Source organism: Arcobacter siniprincipis (SeqCode) (assembly GCF_048571125.1).
Taxonomy (GTDB): Bacteria; Campylobacterota; Campylobacteria; order Campylobacterales; family Arcobacteraceae; genus Arcobacter; species Arcobacter siniprincipis.
The window spans coordinates 665153-687643 of record NZ_CP182343.1 but is presented as its reverse complement, the minus strand read 5'-3'; the positions used below and the strand labels follow the sequence as shown (position 1 = coordinate 687643).

Here is a 22491-nt window from a genome sequence, read left to right as displayed (position 1 = left end):
TATTCACATAAATTTCATATGATTTTATATTATAAAAAACTAAACTTCATAAACATTTATTAGTTATACTTAGATAATTTAATTATAAAGGTATCTAAATTATGAAAAAAATAACCGAACAAGATATAATCGAGAGTATAGCAGACGCATGTCAATACATATCATTTTATCATCCAGAAGATTTTGTAAAAGGGATGGTAGAAGCTTATAATGTAGAAAAAGGTGAAGCTGCAAAAAATGCAATTGGACAAATATTAATTAATTCAAAAATGTGTGCAATGGGTCATAGACCTTTATGTCAAGATACAGGAAGTGTTAATATCTTTGTAAAGGTTGGATTAAATGCTCCTTTAGATATTAAAAAAGAGTTAGTTGATTTATTAAATGAAGGTGTTGCAAAAGGGTATACAGATCCTGATAACACTTTAAGATACTCAGTAGTTTCTGATCCTGCTGGAAAAAGAGTAAATACAAAAAATAATACACCAGCAGTTATTCATGTAAGTGTAGATAATTCAGATGAGATAGATATTACAGTTGCAGCAAAAGGTGGAGGAAGTGAAAATAAATCTAAATTTGCTGTATTAAATCCAAGTGATAGTATTTATGATTGGGTTATGGAAAATGTTAGAAATATGGGAGCTGGATGGTGTCCTCCTGGAATATTAGGAATTGGAATTGGTGGAAATCCTGAGAAAGCTATGCTTTTAGCAAAAGAGTCTTTAATGAGTCATGTTGATATTCATGAACTTAAAGCAAGAGGTCCTCAAAATGCACTAGAAGAATTAAGACTTAAATTATATGAAGATATTAATAAAGTAGGAATTGGAGCTCAAGGTCTTGGTGGAGTTACAACTGTACTTGATGTTAAGATATTAGATTATCCATGTCATGCAGCATCACTTCCTGTTGCTATGATTCCAAACTGTGCAGCAACAAGACATATTCACTTTAAACTAAAAGGTGATGGACCAGCTGTATTTAATAAACCAGATTTAGATTTATGGCCAGATATTGAATTACCAATGGATACAATTAAAAGAGTAAATATAGAAGATTTAACAAAAGAGAATTTATCTCAATTTAAATCAGGAGATACACTTTTATTATCTGGAAAAATCTTAACAGCTAGAGATGCAGCACATAAAAAAATAGTTGAATATAAAAATGCAGGTAAAGATCTTCCTAATGGAGTTAAATTAGAAGATAGATTTATTTATTACGTTGGACCAGTTGATCCTGTAAGAGATGAAGCAGTAGGACCTGCGGGACCAACAACTTCAACAAGAATGGATAAATTTACAAAAGATATGATGGAAATAGGAATCATGGGAATGATTGGAAAAGCTGAGAGAAAACAACCAACAATTGATTTAATCAAAGAGTATAAATCAATGTATTTAATAGCTACTGGTGGAGCTGCTTATTTGATTTCACAATCAATTAAATCAGCAAAAGTATTAGCCTTTGAAGAACTTGGTATGGAAGCTATATATGAGTTTGAAGTTAAAGACATGCCTGTTACTGTAGCTGTTGATACTGAGGGTGTTTCTATTCACACTACTGGTCCTGCTAAGTGGAGAACTATTTAAAAATTTAGTACAAAGCTTCTAGCTTTGTACTATTTATTTAAAAAAACATATGGATTTTGCGCTACCATTTTCTTATGACAACTCTTTTTAGTTTCACCTTCATGTGAATGTGAATGACAAGAAGAACTTTTATCTCCTTTGTGCTCTTTAACTATTTTTTGAAGTTCATCTATTGATAACTCTTTTAAACTATTAGTTGTATAGTTTTCTAATACTTCATTTGTAGTAACTCTATCATTACCTGCATACAATACTTTTATAGCCGTTTTAGAAATAGCTTCAAAAGGTTTAGAACCCATCTCTTTTATTACTATTGTATCTACGCCTTTTTCATTGAACCAATTAATAAGTTTTGAACCTTTTCCATATGGATTTTCTTCAACACTTAAATTTTCACCATCATAAAAAGCAAAATATTTTGCTTTACCAAACAGTGGTGATACCGCTGCATTTTCTTTATTTGTTTTTAGAGGGAATGTAATCATTTTATTGTCCTTTTTATATATTATTTTGTATTAAATCTATATTTTATTTATATTATGTTCTATCAATTTAAAAGAAATATAAATCACCAGAGGCCAGGAAACAAGCCAAACAATTGAACTTAAATACTCCATTTTAACTCCTAATATTTATGAGTATGAGAATCTTCCATCTCTTCTTTAGTTATTTTCACTTTATCCATTTGATACCAAGCATAAGTTATATATGCCAAAACAAAAGGAACAATTAATGAAACATAAGACATAGTAGTCAAAGTATAATGACTCCCTGAACTATTTTGAATAGTCAATGAACTTTGCATATCATAAAGAGAAGGATAATATGAAGTTCCATTTAATCCAACATTTAAAAACAAAGCCATTACAGTTAATACAATACCAACACCAGCTGTTTTAATACAACAAGTTTTGTTAAAATGAATGGTCATAAAAACTGCAATTATAACCATCAACAAACCAATTAAAAACATTCCTAAGACTATTGGCATCTCTAAAAAGTTATATAAATATTTATATTCTTGATAATATACCAATCCATTAATATCATAAGCAAAACCACTTTTACTCAAAAGTAAATATAAGAAAATCAAAAAGAAAAATAAAAAAATAAGCATATCAATTTTTATACTTCTTATTGCTCTTTGCTTTATCGTTTCATTATCAATATTATTTATAAAATATAAGGCTCCTGAAATTCTCACTAGAAAAAATAGTGCAAAACCTAAAGATAGATTAAATATATTACTTGCAGCTTCTAATCCTCTATATGAGCCATGCCAATGTGAGAAATTATTTGTATCCACACTAAAGCTTGAACCAGAAAAAAAAGTAGCTATTGCAATTCCTAATAAAATCACACCTACACTTCCATTTATAAAAAGGAACAACTCATAAACTTTTTGGCCTAAAAAATTATTAGCTTTTTTTCTAAATTCATAACTTACCGCTTGAATAATAAAACAAAATAAAATTGCCATCCAAACCCAATAAGCTCCACCAAAACTTGTAGAATAAAATAAAGGAAAAGCTGCGAATAAAGCACCTCCAAATAAAACAAGTGTAGTAAAACCTAGTTCCCATTTTCTACCAAGTGAATTTATAAGCATAGTTTTTAAAGTTTCATCGCCTTTTGATAATCTTCCCAATAGGGTTTGTCCACCTTGAACAAACATAATAAATGCAAATAATCCACCTAAAAGTGAAATTATTATCCACCAATACTGTTGTAATTGAAGTAAAGTAAGATTTTCAAACATATTAATGTCCTCCTTCAAAACCAAGAGATATTTGTTTAAGCATTATTTTTATCTCAGCTATAAGAAGCAGTGTAAACAAAACTGCAAACAAGAAAAAGCTTACTTGTACACTTGAAGATGAGATATCAGTAACTGCAATCCCAACTGGCATCAAATCTTGTATAGCCCAAGGTTGTCTTCCAACTTCTGCTACTATCCAGCCAGCTTCACTTGCAATATATCCTAAAGGAATAGATACTATGGAAGCTATTAAAAGAGTTTTATATTTCAAGATATCTTTTTTTATACTAAAAAATAAGATTAAAACAAAAAGAAGAAAAAACCATGTTCCAAGTGCTACCATTGTATGAAAAGAGTAAAAAGTAAGGGCAACAGGAGGAACAACATCTTCTGGTTTTTTCAAATGCCCATATCCAAAATATTTCATATTTTTTTCTAAAATAGATCTACTTATTAATTGACTTACTAAATCATCATTCTTTTTTGCGTCTTTATATTCTTTTAGTGCATCAATTGCAATTTTCCCTTTTATCATTTTTGATTCAACAGATTCAATACCGTACTTTTCATTTCCATAAACCAAATCTTTTAAACCAGGAACAAAAGAATTTATGTCATGAAATGCCAAAAAAGAAAGGGCATAAGGTGCATTGATTTCAAATAAATAACTCTCTTCATCATTAGTTAAATTCTTATTAGGATTTAAAATACCAATACCAGTTATTCCAGCTTTCTCTTTACCTTCATATAAACCTTCCATGGCAGCTAGTTTTACAGGTTGTTTCAGTGCAACCTGATGGGCAGATTCATCTCCTGTTAATAAAATAAATATTGAAGTGATTAGTCCAAAAGTAGCACCAACTATCATTGATTTTTTTGCAAATTTGGTTTCTCTTTTTTTTAATAAAAACCAAGCAGAAACTCCTACTACAAATAAAGAAGCCATAATATAACCACTTGAAATTGTGTGCAAGAATTTTGTTACAGCAACTGGAGATAAAATAACATCCCAAAAATTATTCATCTCATTTCTAACTGTATCTGGATTGAATTTCTCTCCAACTGGATATTGCATCCAACCATTTGCTACTAAAATCCACAAAGCACTTAAATTTGAACCAATGGCTACAAGCCAAGTTGAAAGAAGATGAAATTTTTTACTTACCTTATCCCAACCAAAAAACATAACAGCAAAAAAAGTTGACTCCATAAAAAATGCCAAAAGTCCTTCTATTGCTAAAGGAGCGCCAAAAATATCTCCAACAAACCACGAATAATTTGCCCAATTAGTTCCAAATTCAAACTCCATAATAAGACCAGTTGCAACCCCTATAGCAAAGTTTATAGCAAATAATCCCATCCAGAATTTTGTTGTTTTTTTCCAAAATTCATCGCCAGTTTTTACATAAATAGTTTCCATAAAAGCTATGATAAATCCTAATCCTAAAGTTAATGGAACAAAAAGCCAATGATAAATAGCGGTTAATGCAAATTGAGCCCTAGACCAATCTACTAAATGTGCTTCCATATTTAGTCCTTTGTGATATTTTTATATACAAAATTTATTTTTTCTTTAGTGGTTTTATATTCACTATTTAATGATTTGTCATAAATATAAAAATTTAGAAGAGTTATAATTACAATTAATTTTATAATTATGATTTTCCATAAAGTTTTACCTATAGTTAGACTTTTAAAGCCATCAATATAAAATTTGAAGATTCTTAAATAATTGTACATTTCTTGATTCTTTAATAATTTAAACTTATTATTTTTTTGTAAGTATACAACTTAAATATTAATTTATTATAAATAATATTATTATCTAAGCTTATAATAAAAGAGAAAATATGCTATAAAATTTTATTTATTCACATGTCAAATTACTATTTTTATACCTTTAATACCTATTTTATAATATAATATATAAAATTATAAAAGTCTTGAAATGAAATTATCTAACTTAATCTTAAAAGCCATTTTTTACACAGCTATAATATCTACATTTCTTGCATTTTCAATTAGTACATTTTTTGAATACAAAAATTTCTTAAAAGAAAGTGAACAAATTAGAAGTGATTTTATTAATCAAAAGAAAAATGAAATAAAGCGTGAAGTAAATAAGATGTATGACTATATATCATATAATGAAAAAAATATTAAAATAAAAACAAAAGAGAAATTAAGAAATAGAGTTAATGATGCTTATTTAATTGCTTACAAGATATATAATAAATACAAAAATACAAAAAATGAAAAAGAGATTCAATATCTTATAATAACTTCACTTGAGAATATTACTTATGAATCAGATACATACTTTTTTATTAATTCAAATCAAGGCCGAGCAATACTTTTTAATAAAAAATCTTATTTAGAAGATAATAAAGATATTTGGAATTTAAAAGATGAAAAAGGAAATTATTTTATCCAAAAACAAAGTAATATCGCTTTAAATAAAAAAGAGGGTTTTGTTGATAACTATTTTATCAAACCCAATACTGATGATAATAAATCATATGATAAATTGTCCTTTATTAAACTATTTGAACCATATAATTGGCATATAGGAATGGGGTTTTATATCGATGACCTTACTAGGGAGAGTAAAAATGAAGTATTAAAATATATTGCTTCAATTAGATATGGTAAAGATGGATATTTTTTCATTAACACTTTAGATAAAAAAGCACTAATTCACGATGGAAAAGAAGCCATTCCACCTATAGAATATCCAAATGAATCCCTGTTTAAAAAACAACTAGAGGCATTAAAGAATCCTGATGGTGGATTTTTCTTTTATAAATTTAAAAAATTAAACTCTGATGATGAAAAGTATGAAAAACTAGCATTTGTAAAAGAGTATGCAAAATGGAGATGGATTATTGGTACAGGTTCATATATGGATGAACTTGATAATGAATTATTAAAAAAACAAAATCAATTGAAAAATGCAATTTTTACAAAATCGAGTATTATTCTTTTAATATTTGTTTTTTTATTTATTCTTATTTACTTTGTATCTAAAAGAATAACCTCTTTTATTGAATCAAATATAATAAATTTAATTTCGCTTTTTAATTCAGCTTCTTCAAATCTGAAAAAAATAAATTTAGATAAATTTTCTTTTACAGAGTTTAGAACTATTGCAAAAAAACTAAACAAAACATTGAAACTTAGAAATAAAGCAGAAAAAAGAGTTCGAGACCTTTTAGAAATTGTTAATAAAAATGTAATCATATCAACTACAGATGCTAAAGGTAAAATAACAAGTGCTAATGATTCATTTTGTAAAATATCTGGGTATGAAGAAGAAGAGTTAATAGGTAAATCACATAATATAGTTCGTCACCCTGATATTCCAAAAGAGACTTATAAACAGATGTGGAAAGCTTTATTAAATGGTAATATTTGGGAAGGTGAATTAAAAAATAAAAATAAAAATGGTGGAATATATTGGGTAAAAATAACTATTTATCCAACTTATCATAAAGGTAAAATAAAAGGTTATACAGGAATAAAACAAAATATAACAGATAAAAAGAGAGTTGAATATCTATCAATAACAGATGAGCTAACACAAACATACAACAGAAGATACTTTAATACAAAAATTGAAGAAGAAATAAACAGAGCAAAAAGAAATAACTATTTTCTTGCTTTTATTATGTTAGATATTGATTACTTTAAACTTTATAATGACACGTATGGACATCAAAAAGGAGATGAAGCGCTTGTAAAAGTTTCTGAAATATTAATTAAAAATACTGCAAGAGCAAGTGATTTTGCATTTAGATTAGGAGGAGAAGAGTTTGGGATTCTTTTCTCATATAAAAATGAAGAAGAATCCTTAGCATATGCAAATTCAATTAAAAATGAAATTGAAGCTTTAAGAATTGAACATAAAGCGAATAAAATAAGTCCTTACTTAACTATTTCAATTGGATTAGTTGTTACAAAAGGAGAAAAACTTCAAAGTGCTGATAGTGTTTATAAATTAGTCGATGAAGCACTTTATAAAGCAAAAGAAACTGGTAGAAATAAGGTATGTATAAGTATTTAAGAATTATTTTCTTAAATACTTTAAAGCCGTGGCAATAATATCATCATCATCTTTACTTGGAGATTTGATTGTCTCTTTTGTATCATCATTTTTAGTGAAAGTTACATTCATCTCGTAACTTGATACCGTTTTTATCTCTTTTTGTAAAGCTAAAACTTTTATCATAATTAATTCTAAAAACTGTTTTGTTGGAGTATCTGGTTTCCCAAATCTATCTTCCATCTCTTCTTCAATTTCATAAATAGCTTCTTTTGATTTTGCTTTTCCAAGTCGTCTATAAAGTTCAAGTCTTACTCTATCTTCTACTATGTAATCACTTGAAATAAACGCAGAAATAGCAAGTTTTATATCTACTATTTGACTCTCTTCTTTTGATTCTCCACTAAGTGTTGCTAAGGTATCTTCTAACATCTTAAGATATAGCCCATAACCTATTTGTTTGATATGTCCACTTTGAGCTTCACCTATAATATTTCCACCACCTCTTATTTCTAAGTCTTGGTGGGCTAAGGCTGTTCCACTTCCAAGGTAAGAATTCGACTCTAAAGCCAATAATCTTTTTATGGCATCACTTGTAATTTTTTTCTTATCTTCAACTATAAAATAACAAAAACCTTCTTTATGACCTCGCCCTACTCTTCCTCGAAGTTGATGTAAATCTGCTATTCCAAATCTATCTGCACCATCAATTATCATTGAGTTTGCATTTGGTAGATGAAGTCCTGATTCTACTATTGAAGTAGCAAGTAAAATATCAAATTTACCATCATTAAAATCTTCGATTAATTTCTCAGCTTTTACTTGGGTGATTTTTGAGTGAATCATCTCAATTTTTATATTTGGAATAAGCTCTTCTATATCTGCTTTTTTTGCTTCCATAGAAGCGATGTTATTATGCACATAAAAAAGTTGTCCACCTCTTCTTTTTTCCCTTAAAACTATCTCTTTGATTAGTTTTTCTTCAAACTCTTTAACATAAGTTCTTACCCCTAATCTCTCAGTTGGAGGAGTCAAAAGAGAACTCATACCTTTTAGTTTCGATAGGGCTAAATTTAGGGTTCTTGGAATTGGAGTTGCACTCATTGAGAAAATATGAACATCTTCTCTTAGTTCTTTTAATTTCTCTTTTTGTTTTACTCCAAATTTATGCTCTTCATCAATAACTACCAAAGCTAAATCTTTTGTTTTAATATCAAGTAAAGAGTGAGTTCCTACTACTAAATCTATATCTCCACTTTCTAGTGCTTTTTTAACATAAGTTTTTTCTTTTGCAGTTGTTTTTCCATCAAGTTGAGCCATTTTTATGCCATACTCATCAAACCTTTTTTTCATACTATGAAAATGTTGAGAAGCCAACAAAGTAGTAGGACATACAAAAAGAGCTTGATGTCCATCTAAAATAACTGCTAAAAGTGCATTCATAGCAACTTCTGTTTTACCAAAACCAACATCACCAGAAAGCAATCTATCCATCACTTTTCCACTACTTAAATCATCAAATAGCTCATTTATACTTCTTTTTTGATCTTTAGTATAATCAAAACCGGCACTAGTGCTAAAATCTTTTAATATCTTTTTATCACAATTTATTTTTATGCCATTTACAAGTTCTCTTGCAGCTGCTAATTTTATAATATCATTTGCAATTGCAAAAAGTCTATCTTTTACTTTATCTTTTAGTTTTGCAAAACTTCCCTTACCAAGTGTATCAACAACAGCATAAGAACTACCATCTGCCACATACCTATCTATTAAATCTATATTTTCAACTGGTATTAAAAGTTTATCTTCATTTGCATATGCAACTATTACAAAATCTCTTTTTGCACCCATTACAACAACAGGTTCTATTCCTTTATACTGTCCAATACCATGTTGTTCATGAACTACATAGTCATTTACAAGAAGTTCATCAAGTACAAGCTTAATTTTCTTTTTTCTTTTTTTCTTTATCTCTTTGTTAAGTGATATAATGACCTCATCATCACTTACTAAATTTATAATATATGGTTCAAAAACATACTTGATATTTTTATCACTTAGTTCTAAATCAAAGCTTTTTACCTTAGCTTCAGTACTTGAAATGATTATATGTTTTTTACCTTCATGAAAACTCAAAAACTCTTTTATATTTGCAGGTTCTATTTTTTGATATTTTTTAGCTTTTGGTATTTTCGGTAGAGTTAAAAACTTCTCTTTATCGATTCTTTTTGCTTCAAAGATATATGCTTCATCAAGTTCATCAAGGGCAGTATAAGTAATATATGAAGTAAACTTAGAAGGCAAATACTCTCCCAAATCATCCAAATACCAAAACCCTAAAGAGTGAATATCTTTTATAAAAGCATCACTTTGTACAGTTTCAAGCTCTTCATTTATCCTATTTATCTCTTCTTCATTTAAAGCTAAAAATGCAGGAGTAATATTAAAAGAGTCTATCTCTTCTTTTGATGATTTTTGATCTTCAATATCAAACTCTCTGATACTTTCAACCTCATCATCAAACAAACTTACTCTAAAACCTTTATTTGCTCCTAAAGGACAAATATCAAGTATATCACCTCGAAGAGAGACTTCTCCCCCACTTGTAACAATATCTACAAAATAATATCCCCAATTGTAAAGTTTATCTTTTAATTTATCCAAATCAATAGTTGAAGCAAACTCTATTTTAAAAGAGTCAAAACACTTCTCAACTGGCATTTTATATGAAGCTGTTCGTAAAGGTACAACTAAGACTTTATTCTCTTTTTTGTAAGAATAAAACTCATTTAAAGTTTTTGTGATATTTTGTAATTCTTCTGAAAAAGAGAGTAAGTCATCTCCAAAATTTGCTCTAAAATCAGCTAATACAAAAGGTTTTTTTTGATTATAAGATAATACATCAGAGGCTTCTTGTGCCTCTTTATCATCACTTACTATTAAAAGTTTACATTCATTTTTCTCTTTAAAAAATTCAAATAAGCCGTTCAATACTATTTAACCTCTTCAAAATCATTTGTAGTTTTGTCATAAGTATATGGAGGGTATGGTGTTTCATTAAGTAAAAAAACCATATTACAAGAGTCAAACTCGGTTTTTTGTAAACCTTTTTTAAATACTTCTAAAATATATGCTTTTGTAGAAAATGTTGTTGTACTTGAAATCCCCGTATAAACAAACTCTTCCTCTGGAACTATTTTAAATCCCTCTTTTTTTAAGTGCTTTTCAAACTTCTCTTTATCTTTTAAATTTTCTACTTCTAATATAACTACTAACTCAATATTTTCCAATTTATCTCCTAAAGGTACTACTTTAAAATAATTCATACTATTTTTTTTAAAAAGTATTGTATTTAAATAAGCATTAATTTGAGGTTTAAATGTTGGAAATATAAAAGTGTCGAATTCTTTTTAATAATTTACTAGACCTATTAATAATTTTTTAGATAAAATTATAATATTATTTATCAAAAGGAATTACTTTGGAAAAAAAATCTAGTTTTGGGAAAAAACTTCTACTAAAAATACTGGGAACCGTTTTTATTGTTGTAACTCTTTTTTCATTAGTTATTGTAAATTATTCTTACAAAGCTGCACAAAATGATGCAGAAACATTTAGAGAAACATTTGCTTCAAAAAATGCAATTGAAATTAAAGGAGAAATGGATAAAGCAATTTCTGTTGCACAAGTATTTGCCGCAAGAATACAAGCAGCAGCAGTTAATAATGCACAAATAGATCCAGAAGGAATGATTTCTTTGCAAAAATCTATTTTAAATCAAAATGATACCATTAATAGTATTTGGTATAGTCCTAAATATGGTGAAAAATTAACAGCAAAAGTAGAAAATCCACAAGAAGGAAGTTTTTATAATAAACTTGGAATTTTTCATCCCTTTACTTCAAAATCTGAACATGGAATAGTTATTGCTCCAGGTACTCCTTATGATGAAAAAATAGGTTGGATTCAGGGTGCTAAAATAGTTGGTAAGCCTTTCTTAACAAAACCATACTTTTGGAAAATTGATGGTGTTGACCAATTAGTCGTAACAGTTTCTATTCCTATGTATAAAGATGGTGAATTTATTGGTGCTGCTGGAATTGATTTTCTTTTAAAGGGTTTATCTAACTTAGCTTCTCGTGTCAAACTATATGAAAATGGATATGGATTTATTATTGACAATAATGGAATAATAATAGGCCATCCAAAAAAAGAACTTCAAAATAAGAAAATGCTTGATATTATAAAAAATGATAAAGATTATGTAGAGTTACTTGAGAAAAGTAAAAAAGGAGAATCTTATTTTTTCTTTAAAGATTCACTTATTACTGGACAATCATCAATTTATTATTCTCAACCATTTAGTTTAAAAGATACGGATACAAATTGGACTTTTATTATATCTGCACCAAAAGCAGAGTACCTTGCAAATGCTAATTTTATCAGGAATGTATCTATTATATCTTCGATAATAAGTCTAATTGTAATTGCAATAATTATTCTACTTTCAGTTAAACAATTAAATATTTATCTTAAAAAAATATCATCTGGCTTGGAAAGTTTTTTTGAATTCTTAAATACAAAGAAATCTGCAACAAGAGAGATTGATATAAATACGACGTGTGAATTTGGAAGAATGGCTCATTCTATTAACGAAAATGTAGAAAATATAAAAACAGCTACACAACAAGATATGGCTCTAATTGAAGATGTTAAAGGTATTGCAAATACCATTACTGAAGGGAAATTTGATAGTAGAGTAACAAAAATAACTTCTACTGATTCATTAAATGAATTAAAAGAGATATTAAATCATATGTTAGAACAATTAGAACACCAAGTTGGTAAAGATATAAATAAAATTATTCATACCTTAGAGAGTTATTCAAATAGAGATTTTACTATAAAACTTGGAACTGATTCTGGTAAGATAGGTAAAGAAATCATTCACATGAATGAAATGATTACAAAAATGTTACAAGATAGTCAAGAAGATGGTGTTTCTTTAAAACAAAGTGCTGATAATCTATCAAATAGTGTTAGAACAATTAGTAGCAATGCAACTAAACAAGCTGCGTCATTAGAAGAAACAGCTGCTTCAATTGAAGAAATTACAAGTAATATTGAACAAACAAATATTAAAGCACAACAGATGCATTCAATATCAAATGAGACAAAAGATTCAGCTACTACAGGTAAACAATTAGCAACAGATACAGCTACTTCTATGGATGATATAAATAATACAGTGTTAAATATAAGTGAAGCTATAACTATGATTGATCAAATAGCATTTCAAACAAATATTTTATCTCTAAATGCAGCAGTTGAAGCTGCAACTGCTGGTGAAGCTGGAAAAGGGTTTGCTGTTGTTGCACAAGAAGTGAGAAACTTAGCCTCAAGAAGTGCAGAAGTTGCAAAAGATATAAAAAGTTTAGTTGAAACTGCTACAGAAAAAGCTAATAATGGTAAAAATATTAGTTCTAATATGATTGAAGGATTTACTGCTTTAGAAAATAGAATTATAGAAACTAGTAAATTAATTAATGATGTTGCAACAGCAGCAAATGAACAAAACTTAGGAATACAACAAATTGCAGATGCAGTTAATATGCTTGATAAAGTTACTCAAGAAAATGCGGCTATTGCAGAAGAAACAAATGAAATTGCAAAGAGAACTAAAGAGATATCTGATAATGTTGTTATAGGAGTAAATAAAAATAATTTTAATGGTAAAGATTTAGGTTAATATTTATTCTAAATTTTTACAGTAAGCTTATGTGAAAAACACTTATAAAAAAGTGTTATTCACATTTATATAAAAACTACCTTACTAAAGTTGAAAAGAAACCAATAAGTCCACCAAAAACTCCACCCCAAACAACTAACCAGCCAAGGTGCTCTTTAATCATCTTTTGAACAATCTCTTTAACCATCACAGGAGTTAGTTCTTCAAGTCTACTATTTACTATTAAACTAACCTTTTCATAAATATCATCACTTATATTTGATGAACCTAAGCTCTCATGTAAAGAGTTTTGAAAAGATTCATTCTTTGAAATAGTAACAATGGCACCTTTTAGTTTCCCTACAAAAGGCTCTTTTAAAGGCTCTAAAGCAGACTCTCCTCCAAACATTCCTAACATATTTCCAAATGGAGATTCTAAAACTGCTTGTTTTAGTGAGTCAAAAGCTGGTGTAAAATCTGTTTTTTCTAATATTGGAGATAAGTCAAAATTTGATTTTTTTGAAGTAAGCTCTTCTTCAAAGAATTTTTGCAAATTTTCTTTTGTAAAGAATTGTTCCATTATTAAAGAATGAATTCCTTTTTTGAACTCTTCAAATCTATTTTCAACGACACCAGAACCATATAAAAAAGGAACTTTTTCAAAAAGCATATGAATTGCTAGAGCATTTGTTATAGCTCCACTTAAAGCAAAAAGTCCCACCATAAAAAGCATATCTTGTTTTAAAACAAAACCTAAAATAACTACCAATAAAGATAATAAATTTGTAACTAATGATTTGTTCAAAAACTTCTCCTTTAACTTTTTTGTGGAGTTTACCATAAACAAACAAAAGAAAAAAGAAAAAAAAGAGTAACCATCATGTAATCATTTAAATATAAAATATCAAATAACAAAAGGACACAAATGGTTAATGTAGAAAAAGAGATAAAGAAAAAATTTCCAAAACTTGATTTAGAATCATCTTTTATAAATAAATCTTTAATTACACTTGCAAAAAAAGTAGTACATGAAGACTCTATTAATGAGTTTTTACAAACAAATGCACATAAAAAAGGTTTTGAATTTGTAGATGCTGTTTTAGATAATTTTGATTTTGACTATACTGTTTCTAGTAATGATATACAAAATATACCAAGTTCTGGAAAAGTGGTAATCATAGCAAATCATCCTTTAGGGGGATTGGATGCTTTATGTTTATTGAAACTTGTAGGAAAAGTTAGAAAAGATGTAAAGATTGTTGCAAATGATTTTTTAGCGGGAATTGAAGCACTTAGTTCTTTATTTGTACCAATTGATAATTATAAAAGAAGACAAAGTAAAAAAGATATCAAAGCTATCTATGATGCACTAAATAATGATGAAGCTATCATAATCTTTCCAGCAGGTGAAGTTAGCCGAGCAACACCAAAAGGAATAAAAGATCCAGTATGGAGTAAAGGTTTTTTAAGTTTTGCACAACATTGTAATGCACCGATTTTACCAATATTAGTTGATGGTAAAAACTCTAAAATATTTTATACAATTTCTATCTTGAATAAGACATTTTCAACTCTGCTTTTATCCCATGAAATGTTTAAAAAAAAATCAAAAAGAATAAGTATAAAAATTGGTGAGATTATTCCAACAGAAAATATTATGCCAAAAGGAATAGATAAAAAATATCTTTTAACTTTATACAAAAAACACTTATATGCACTAAGAAAAGGTAAAAGATCTTTTTTTGTAACTCAAAAGGCAATTGCTCACCCTGAGAGTAGACAAGACATCATGAATGAATTAAAAAATTCAAAGATTATTGGGGAAACTTCAGATGGTAAGGTTATATATTTATATAACTATACTGATGATTCAATTGTCTTAAAAGAGCTTGGAAGACTAAGAGAATTGTCTTTTAGAAGTGTGGGTGAAGGAATAAATAAAAAAAGAGATACTGATAAATATGATATTTATTATGAACATATTATTTTATGGGATAGAGAAGCTTTAGAAATTGTAGGTTCTTATAGAATTGGAAATGGTAAATTTATAAATAGCAATTTAGGAGTTTCTGGATTTTATTCAAGTACCTTATTTGAGTATAAAGATGAATTTCTTACTTATTTAGATGATTCAATTGAACTAGGAAGAAGTTTTGTTCAACCAAAATATTGGGGTAGTCGTGCCTTAGATTATCTTTGGTATGGGATTGGTGCATATTTAAAAACTTATCCGCAAATAAAATACATGTATGGCCCTGTATCTATTTCAGCCTCATTACCTAAGATTGCAAAAGATATGCTTGTATTTTATTATTCACACTATTATTCAAGTGAAAAAGTTCTATTAGAATCAAAAATTCCATATCAATACTCTATTGATTTAAAATCACTAAAAATGATGTTTGAATTAAATGATAAAAAAAATGATTTTAAAATATTAAAAACAGCCCTTTCAAATATGGGAATTGCAGTACCAACACTATATAAACAATATTCTGAACTTTGTGAAGAAGGGGGAGTAAACTTTCAAGGTTTTAATGTAGACCCTGATTTTTCAAACTGCGTAGATGGTCTGATTGTAGTTGAAATTAATAAAGTAAAAGATAAACAAAAATCTAGATATATGAAATAAGATACTTAAAAAGTATCTTATTTATGTGAAAAATCAATACTGCAAACTCTAGTTTCGTCAACAAGAGCTTTTGCGACTACTTGGTCATCAACAATTATATGTTCTAAGTGTAAACCTTCTAGATTTTTCATATCTTCTGTTTTTGTAATTTTTACTATTGTTTTAGTATTTTTTGTCAATTCATTAATACTTTCACAAACAATTCTTAATTGTGCTGGATTATCAATGGCTACTATAATGGCACAAGAGCTTCTAATATTTACAGATTCTAAAATATGTTTGTGTGCTGCATTTCCAAAAATAATAGGTTCATTATCATCTTTTCCCATTTTATAGAATAAAATTTTGTTTTCTATAATAATATAATCATTATTAAGCTCTTTTAGCTCCCGTACAATCTCTTGTCCCAAGTGCCCATACCCAAGAACTACTACATGCCCTTTTAAATCTTTATCAACAGCTAGAGTGTTAGTAGTATCCATAATATCATCTGGTAATAAAGAACTTGCAATCTTTGATAAGTTTTTAAGTGCAAGGGGAGTTAAAATCATTGATAAAACAATAGTTACAATTAAAATTTGTGTATGAGTTGCATTTAACAAGTTTGCACTTCTTGCTAACTCTAATATTGCTAGGGAAAATTCACCTATTTGAATCAATGAAAAAGCAGTTTTAAAAGCTACTCTTTTTGTATCATCAAGTCTAACTATTAAATAAATTATGCAATATTTTAAAACCATCAAAATAGGTAATAAAAGTAATATTGTAAATAAATGTAAATAAATTATTTCAAAATTTATTTGCATACCAACAGTTACAAAGAATACCCCTAATAACAAATTTCTAAATGGGATAAGATCTGATTCTACTTGATGTTTAAACTTTGTCTCTGAAATCATCATACCAGCAATAAAAGCTCCAAGTGAATAAGAAAATCCAAAATAGTGAGCCATATATGAAGCTCCTATTGCTATTAATAAAACAGATCCCACAAAAAGTTCTTCTGAGTTTGTTTCACTAACATGAGTTAAAAATGGCTCAAGTAAATATTTTCCACTTAAATATAATATTCCAATCAAAATAACCGCTGCAATAGTTGTTTGTAAAACTATGTATAAAACACTATTTTCAGAGTTTGTTGTAAAAATCGATATCATTAAAAGTATTGGGATTACTGCAATATCTTGCATAATCAAAATTCCCAAAACCCTTTGTCCATGTCTTTTTTTAATATCTCTAGTTTCATTGTATGTTTTTAAAACAATAGCAGTTGAAGATAAAGATAAGGCTGTTCCTATTATCATAGAAGTTTGAAAATCAAAATTTAAAATGTAAAAAGAGATAAGAACAACAATTAATGTTGTAACAATAATTTGTAAAGTTCCTGTGAAAAATACTTCTCTTTTCATTCGTATTAGAGCATTTACTGAAAATTCTAATCCAATTGTAAACATTAAAAATACTACACCAAATTCCGCAATCTCTTTTAAATCATGATTATTAACTGCTGTTTCATGTAAGCCAAATAAATAAGCTATGATTGTACCTGTGAATATATAACCAATAATAGTTGGTAATTGGAATTTCTTCAATAATAAGTTCACAAATATTGCAATAAAAATTGTAGCTACAATTATTCCTAACATATAAATCCTAATAAATTTTATAATGCATTTGTTTATACCCTTCAAGCCTTTTTTTAAAGGTTGAATTTAACATTGCATTTTTTGAGTCAAGCAAGTCAATTGCTAAACACTCCTGTCCATCTCTCCCTACTCTACCTAAGTATTGAACCAATCTTCCATAATAAGAAATTGGTGTTGCAAAAATTATTGTATTTAGATGAGGAAAATCTATTCCCTCTCCAAAATAAGAAGTTGTGGCAAGAATTAAATTGCTGTTTTCTATTTGTTCTAAATTCTCTTGTTGCTCTTTTTTACTCAAACTTCCATGTATACTAACATATTTTAAATTATTTTTTATTAATAATTCTTCTAAAATATTTATGTGTTCAATTCTATCTGTTAAAATCAATATCTTTCTATTAGTGTACTGTTTTACTTCATTTATAATCAATTCATTTCTATTTTTATCTATTGTAATTTCATTGATTAATTGAGCATAATTATCTGCTTGACTTTTAAAATCAGTATTTATAACTTTTATTCTATGAGTAAGTGTTCTTTTTTTCTTATATTCATATGATATTTGACCTAATTGTTGAAAAAGTATTGGCTCTAAACCATCTTTGCGGTTGGGTGTTGCACTAAGCCCTAAGACATATTTACCACAAAAAAGTTTTATTATTAACTCAAAAGTAACAGCTGGGATATGATGACACTCATCAACTATTACAAAGGAGTAGTTATTTATAAGTTCTGGTTGGTTTTTCAAACTTTGCATGGTAGCAATATCAAGTTTCCCAGTTAATTTATTTTTACTTTTACCTAAAAAACCTATATCCTTTTTATTCATTCCAAAATAATCAACAAATCTTTGAATCCATTGATCTAAAAGCATATTTTTATTTACTATAATTAAAGTATTTACACCTCTTAACTCTATCATCTTGGCACCAATTAAAGTTTTACCAAAACCAGGAGGTGCAACACAAATAGAAAAATCTTTTTTAATTACTTTTGATATAGCTAAATTTTGATCATCTCTTAGTTCATATTTTACTTTTGGATATTCTTGTTTATTTTCTACTCTTTTATCATCAATTGTGTATTTAACACCATTTTGTTTTAGAATTCTTAAAACAAAACCTAAAACTCCCCTTGGAAGTTTTAAATAGATTTCATCTTCTTCATAGTTTTTTATCTGTTTTGGAGTATTAAAAAGTGGTTTTCTTAAACTCAAAAGAATCTTTATTTGAGGATTATCAAAAACGGCTAAATTTTTCAATTCATTTAAAAATGATTTTGATAAGTTTTTGCTTTTTATATATACATAATCATAAATGGTAATCTCTAATGGAAAAGTTGGATATTCAACACTATTTACACTTTGCTTTTCCCAACTTTGAAGAGATTTTTGTTCATTTGATTTTGCTATTTTTAATACTAAATTTTTAGGTATTTTTTGTACATTTTCCAAATAATTCCATTGATCTTCAAAGGGCAGTAAACTATTACAATCAAAAAAGACAGTTTTATTACTCTGTCTTAATTTTAAATGCAAAGGTAATTCAATATATGAACCAAATTTTGAACTATTGACAAAATCTACATTTGGATATATTTTTGCACTTATATTCGCATTTTTGATTATATTTTGCAAAAACTCTTTTGTATCACGAGCTTGAATATTCTCTTCATAAAAAAACCAAACCAAAATATCATTATATGAGTCAAACTGATAATTGCCAATTAAATTTAATTGTAGTAAAGTTGCTTCTAATTTTGAAATATCATTTTTTGAGATTTTTAAAACACCATATTTACATTGGTTGCTTATAGAAATATTATAAGTTGAAAGTTGTACTTTACCCCTTAAATGTTGTTCAATATCTTCATTTAAAAGAGGTAAATAATCACTTCCTTGGAAAGTTTTAGTAACTGGGAAATAAGACTCTTTTGAAGAGTCTTTACTAACCCATTTTTTTAAGTATACATCTGCTCTAGAAATAAACAAAGCTCTAAATAAATCAATCTTTTCATCTTTATTTAACTCTTTTTTATTTAGTTCTTTTTCTAATAGAGCTATCTCTTTTTCAATATTTAGTTTGTCTTCGTAGAGCTTACTTAATCTTTTCTGTAGTTGGTTTTTCATATGAAATATCTTCTTCTTTTGTTGATACAAAACCACCAATTCTATTCTCTATTTCATTATATCTACTTTTCAGTTCAGAATTTTTTCGAATAACTCTTCCCTCAAATTTAGCATCTTCTTCGATAATCAAATCATTATAAGTAAAATCACCAATAACTTTTCCTGCTGCTAATACTTGCATAACATTACAATCAATCTTACCATCAAAAAAACCACTTACAACTACATGATTTGCTTTAATATCACCGATTACTTCACCTGTTTTCCCAATTGAAATTGCATCAGCTTCAAGTATTACACCTTCAAATTTTCCATCTATATGAACTGTACCTTGAGTAGAAATCCCACCAATGATGCAAGTTCCTTTAGCGATTATAGTTGCTCCAGCTTCTGTTGTTCTTTTATCAGATTTACCAAATACTCCCACTGTACTCTCCTTTGTTTACTAAATATTGATTCATATTTTTTCAAATTCCAATCTATGAAATCCCTAGGATTTAAGACCATACTTGCATATCTTACTTCATAGTGCAAATGTGGACCTGTACTTCTTCCAGAATTTCCAGTCATACCTATGACCTGATTTTTTTTAATTACATCACCAAGTTTAACTTTAGTAGCACTTAAATGTGCATATACTGTTTCAAATCCAAAATTATGTGAAAGAATTATAACTCTTCCATAATCTCCTGTATTCTGTGGTTGAACATACCTAACAACTCCATCTGCTGTTGCAAAAACTGAAGTTTTAATGTGTGCTCTTAAATCAATTCCCCTATGAAATTTCTTTTCATGGGTTATTGGATGAATACGATATCCAAAATTAGCTGATACACTAATTCTTTGTAAAGGAGCACCATTTGGAATAGTTGATAACATATACATTTTTTGAGCTGGTGTTATTTTAGTTAAAGTTGCCTTTGTAATTGCTATTTGTTCATTTGCATCTCTATTTAAACCAACTATTTCTTCAATACTATCTAATTTACTACTAAGTTCTTCGATGTCTTTAACTTTACCCTTGATTTTCATTGAATAAAAAAGATTTTGAGCTTGTAGTTTCTTTTCTTTTTCTGTCAGAAGTGATATTTCTTTCTCTTTTTTACTTTTAAAATCACTAATTTCATTTGATAAAAAAGAAATAAACCAAAAAGAACCTGCAATTACAATAAAGGCAACTATAATTGCTATAAAAATTATTTTTTTAAAAAGTTGATGAATATTGTAGGATTTAGTACTATTTACATCAGAAACTGTAATTACTAATCTATTATTTAATATCTTCATCTAAACTTTTCTCAATTTTCAAAAATTTTTCAATTACCAAAAATGAACCAAAGATTAAATACTCTTCATCTTCATTTATTTCATTTTTAAATACATCTGTTATTATATTCAATTTAGCACAAACATTCATTAAATCACTCTTTTTTACTACTCTTTTATCATCTAAAGGTAGTATATACAACTTTTTTATTATAGGATTTAATATTTGTAAAACTTTTTTATAATCTTTATCTGCATAACTATTATAAACTAAATTAATTTTCTTATTTTTAAATTCTTCTAAAATGCTTCTTGCGGCAAGAGGATTATGTCCCACATCTAAAGTAATATTATTTTTATACTTTTCACATCTACCATTTAATTTCATAGTTTCAAATTTTTTGACATCTAAATCAAAATTTAAATATTTTAGTGCACTTATTACTAAAGAGATATTTTTTAATAAATATTTTGGGAAAAAGTTTTTTAAACTACTTACATCAATTTTAAAATCATCAAGGTATAGTAACTTTATGTTTCTTTCTTGTTCAATAGTTTTTGCATGTAAATAGACTTCATCATGTATTTGAGAGCCGACAATCATTACTTTATCACAAGCACGCATTTTTGTTAAAGAAATTTCTTTTATACTATTTCCAAGAAATGATTGATGATCTAAGTCAATGGTAGTTATAAGTGACAAATCATTTATAGCAACATTTGTAGCATCAAATTCTCCTCCAAGTCCAGCTTCTAAAATAAGATAATCTCGGTTAGAACTTAAATAAAAAGCTAAAAGTGTTGTGTACTCAAAATATGTTAATTTTTCTAGTAAATGGACATCTAAAATATTTTGTAAAAAAAGATGAGCTTCATCAAGTAGTGAATAATTTACATCAAAATCATTTATCCAAATTCTTTCATTAAAGTTTGTTATATGGGGAGAGCTATAATGTAGAACATCTTTACCAATACTTGTTAAGTATTTAGCTAAAAATCTTCCAGTGCTTCCTTTTCCATTTGTTCCAACAATATGTACAAGAAAGGGCAATTTTATGCTTTTTCTTAAAACTTCAAAAGAGTTTTGTACTATGGTAAAATCTATTTTATCATAGTACATAGTTTTATATTGTAAAAACTCTTTTAAAGGTATTTCTTTAAAATTAATCTTCAAGGTCAGGTTTTTTAAATGATAATATTGCTATTTTCGAAATAACTTCATCCAAAGCTTTTGAACTTGCAGCCTTAATTGCTTCAAATCTTTTACTATCAGAAATTGTTCCACCACTATCAATAGAAAAATCATAAGTACCAGAAACATTAAAATTTCTTTTTAACTTTTCTTTTATATTGTTATATTGAACATTTATAGTTGATGTTGCTTTATATAGTTTTGAGTAACCATCAGTATCGTACTGTAAAGTAGAAAAACCAGTAGAGTTTAATCTTATTACAACAATTGTATCAGCTAGTTCTTTCTTATTCACTAATTTTGCATCTAATTTATGAACCAATAGTTCATTCATAGCATCTTTTATCAATACTGAGTTCTTTGGATCTTCTATATTAACTTTTAAGTCAACAAATACATTTCCTTGAATCTCTTTTTTTGCATAATATGAACCTGGTTTATAACCGCAAGATACAAATACAAACCCAATCAAAACTGCTAATACAACTGATTTTAATCTCATA

At 27.5% G+C, this 22491-nt stretch carries 17 protein-coding genes; 4 read left to right on the top strand and 13 right to left on the bottom strand.

Annotated features, from left to right (window positions below; translation table 11 throughout):
• The first annotated feature begins 101 nt into the window (after positions 1 to 101).
• Entirely contained in the window at positions 102 to 1592 is a 1491-nt protein-coding gene (locus ACNI3D_RS03490; protein WP_419768106.1) for a fumarate hydratase, read from the top strand.
• Between the two features lie 29 nt (positions 1593 to 1621).
• On the opposite strand, the gene ACNI3D_RS03485 is transcribed toward ACNI3D_RS03490, so the two are convergent.
• From ACNI3D_RS03485 to ACNI3D_RS03470, 4 genes are all read right to left on the bottom strand, one after another.
• Positions 1622 to 2077 carry a NifB/NifX family molybdenum-iron cluster-binding protein gene (locus ACNI3D_RS03485; protein WP_419768260.1) on the bottom strand — a complete coding sequence of 152 codons (456 nt, stop codon included), beginning with the start codon at positions 2075 to 2077 and terminating at the stop codon, positions 1622 to 1624.
• Positions 2078 to 2217: 140 nt separating this feature from the next.
• Positions 2218 to 3351, bottom strand: a complete 1134-nt coding sequence (cydB, locus tag ACNI3D_RS03480; RefSeq protein WP_419768259.1) for a cytochrome d ubiquinol oxidase subunit II — start codon at positions 3349 to 3351, stop codon at positions 2218 to 2220.
• A gap of 1 nt (position 3352) precedes the next feature.
• Complete coding sequence (locus ACNI3D_RS03475; protein ID WP_419768258.1) at positions 3353 to 4879, bottom strand: cytochrome ubiquinol oxidase subunit I; 1527 nt, start codon at positions 4877 to 4879, stop codon at positions 3353 to 3355.
• A gap of 2 nt (positions 4880 to 4881) precedes the next feature.
• Entirely contained in the window at positions 4882 to 5091 is a 210-nt protein-coding gene (locus ACNI3D_RS03470) for a DUF4492 domain-containing protein (protein WP_129101964.1), read from the bottom strand.
• A gap of 208 nt (positions 5092 to 5299) precedes the next feature.
• Here ACNI3D_RS03470 and ACNI3D_RS03465 point away from each other — a divergent pair, with 208 nt between their 5' ends.
• Complete coding sequence (locus ACNI3D_RS03465) at positions 5300 to 7414, top strand: cache domain-containing protein (protein ID WP_419768257.1); 2115 nt, start codon at positions 5300 to 5302, stop codon at positions 7412 to 7414.
• Positions 7415 to 7417: 3 nt separating this feature from the next.
• Here ACNI3D_RS03465 and mfd read toward each other — a convergent pair whose 3' ends face one another.
• Together mfd and ACNI3D_RS03455 are read right to left on the bottom strand one after the other, a co-directional pair.
• On the bottom strand, positions 7418 to 10387 hold the full coding sequence (mfd, locus tag ACNI3D_RS03460; protein ID WP_419768256.1) for a transcription-repair coupling factor: 2970 nt from the start codon (positions 10385 to 10387) through the stop codon (positions 7418 to 7420).
• A gap of 2 nt (positions 10388 to 10389) precedes the next feature.
• Positions 10390 to 10686: a hypothetical protein gene (locus ACNI3D_RS03455; RefSeq protein WP_129101967.1), complete on the bottom strand. Its 297-nt coding sequence runs from the start codon at positions 10684 to 10686 to the stop codon at positions 10390 to 10392.
• 191 nt (positions 10687 to 10877) lie between these two features.
• Here ACNI3D_RS03455 and ACNI3D_RS03450 point away from each other — a divergent pair, with 191 nt between their 5' ends.
• Positions 10878 to 13145, top strand: a complete 2268-nt coding sequence (locus ACNI3D_RS03450) for a methyl-accepting chemotaxis protein (RefSeq protein ID WP_419768255.1) — start codon at positions 10878 to 10880, stop codon at positions 13143 to 13145.
• Positions 13146 to 13221: 76 nt separating this feature from the next.
• Here ACNI3D_RS03450 and ACNI3D_RS03445 read toward each other — a convergent pair whose 3' ends face one another.
• On the bottom strand, positions 13222 to 13929 hold the full coding sequence (locus ACNI3D_RS03445; RefSeq protein WP_419768254.1) for a DUF445 domain-containing protein: 708 nt from the start codon (positions 13927 to 13929) through the stop codon (positions 13222 to 13224).
• Between the two features lie 120 nt (positions 13930 to 14049).
• Between ACNI3D_RS03445 and olsF the strand changes: the two genes are divergently transcribed.
• Complete coding sequence (olsF, locus tag ACNI3D_RS03440; protein WP_419768253.1) at positions 14050 to 15756, top strand: bifunctional ornithine lipid synthase OlsF; 1707 nt, start codon at positions 14050 to 14052, stop codon at positions 15754 to 15756.
• A gap of 17 nt (positions 15757 to 15773) precedes the next feature.
• Here the strand turns inward: olsF and ACNI3D_RS03435 are convergent, their stop codons facing one another.
• Genes ACNI3D_RS03435 through lptE form a run of 6 tightly spaced genes read right to left on the bottom strand, consistent with a single transcriptional unit; the run spans position 15774 to position 22490 of the window.
• Positions 15774 to 17402 (bottom strand): cation:proton antiporter, encoded by a 1629-nt coding sequence (locus ACNI3D_RS03435; RefSeq protein ID WP_419768252.1) that lies wholly within the window; start codon positions 17400 to 17402, stop codon positions 15774 to 15776.
• 7 nt (positions 17403 to 17409) lie between these two features.
• Complete coding sequence (locus tag ACNI3D_RS03430; protein ID WP_419768251.1) at positions 17410 to 19530, bottom strand: TOTE conflict system archaeo-eukaryotic primase domain-containing protein; 2121 nt, start codon at positions 19528 to 19530, stop codon at positions 17410 to 17412.
• A complete protein-coding gene (locus tag ACNI3D_RS03425) occupies positions 19499 to 19957 on the bottom strand; it encodes a bactofilin family protein (protein ID WP_419768250.1) in 459 nt (152 codons plus the stop codon). Before ACNI3D_RS03425 ends, ACNI3D_RS03430 begins: the two co-directional genes overlap by 32 nt.
• Positions 19903 to 20817 (bottom strand): M23 family metallopeptidase, encoded by a 915-nt coding sequence (locus tag ACNI3D_RS03420; RefSeq protein ID WP_129101974.1) that lies wholly within the window; start codon positions 20815 to 20817, stop codon positions 19903 to 19905. The genes ACNI3D_RS03425 and ACNI3D_RS03420 overlap by 55 nt, the downstream gene beginning before the upstream one ends.
• On the bottom strand, positions 20801 to 21970 hold the full coding sequence (locus ACNI3D_RS03415) for a bifunctional folylpolyglutamate synthase/dihydrofolate synthase (RefSeq protein WP_419768249.1): 1170 nt from the start codon (positions 21968 to 21970) through the stop codon (positions 20801 to 20803). Before ACNI3D_RS03415 ends, ACNI3D_RS03420 begins: the two co-directional genes overlap by 17 nt.
• Positions 21960 to 22490, bottom strand: coding sequence for an LPS assembly lipoprotein LptE (lptE, locus tag ACNI3D_RS03410; protein WP_419768248.1), 531 nt, complete (start codon positions 22488 to 22490; stop codon positions 21960 to 21962). Before lptE ends, ACNI3D_RS03415 begins: the two co-directional genes overlap by 11 nt.
• Position 22491: the final 1 nt, after the last annotated feature.

Bases quoted from the DNA above. Each gene is read 5' to 3' on its own strand.
- ACNI3D_RS03490 (WP_419768106.1), top strand. From the start codon at position 102: ATGAAAAAAATAACCGAACAAGATATAATCGAGAGTATAGCAGACGCA.
- ACNI3D_RS03485 (WP_419768260.1), bottom strand. From the start codon at position 2,077: ATGATTACATTCCCTCTAAAAACAAATAAAGAAAATGCAGCGGTATCA.
- cydB (WP_419768259.1), bottom strand. From the start codon at position 3,351: ATGTTTGAAAATCTTACTTTACTTCAATTACAACAGTATTGGTGGATA.
- ACNI3D_RS03475 (WP_419768258.1), bottom strand. From the start codon at position 4,879: ATGGAAGCACATTTAGTAGATTGGTCTAGGGCTCAATTTGCATTAACC.
- ACNI3D_RS03470 (WP_129101964.1), bottom strand. From the start codon at position 5,091: ATGTACAATTATTTAAGAATCTTCAAATTTTATATTGATGGCTTTAAA.
- ACNI3D_RS03465 (WP_419768257.1), top strand. From the start codon at position 5,300: ATGAAATTATCTAACTTAATCTTAAAAGCCATTTTTTACACAGCTATA.
- olsF (WP_419768253.1), top strand. From the start codon at position 14,050: ATGGTTAATGTAGAAAAAGAGATAAAGAAAAAATTTCCAAAACTTGAT.
- ACNI3D_RS03435 (WP_419768252.1), bottom strand. From the start codon at position 17,402: ATGTTAGGAATAATTGTAGCTACAATTTTTATTGCAATATTTGTGAAC.
- ACNI3D_RS03430 (WP_419768251.1), bottom strand. From the start codon at position 19,530: ATGAAAAACCAACTACAGAAAAGATTAAGTAAGCTCTACGAAGACAAA.
- ACNI3D_RS03420 (WP_129101974.1), bottom strand. From the start codon at position 20,817: ATGAAGATATTAAATAATAGATTAGTAATTACAGTTTCTGATGTAAAT.
- lptE (WP_419768248.1), bottom strand. From the start codon at position 22,490: ATGAGATTAAAATCAGTTGTATTAGCAGTTTTGATTGGGTTTGTATTT.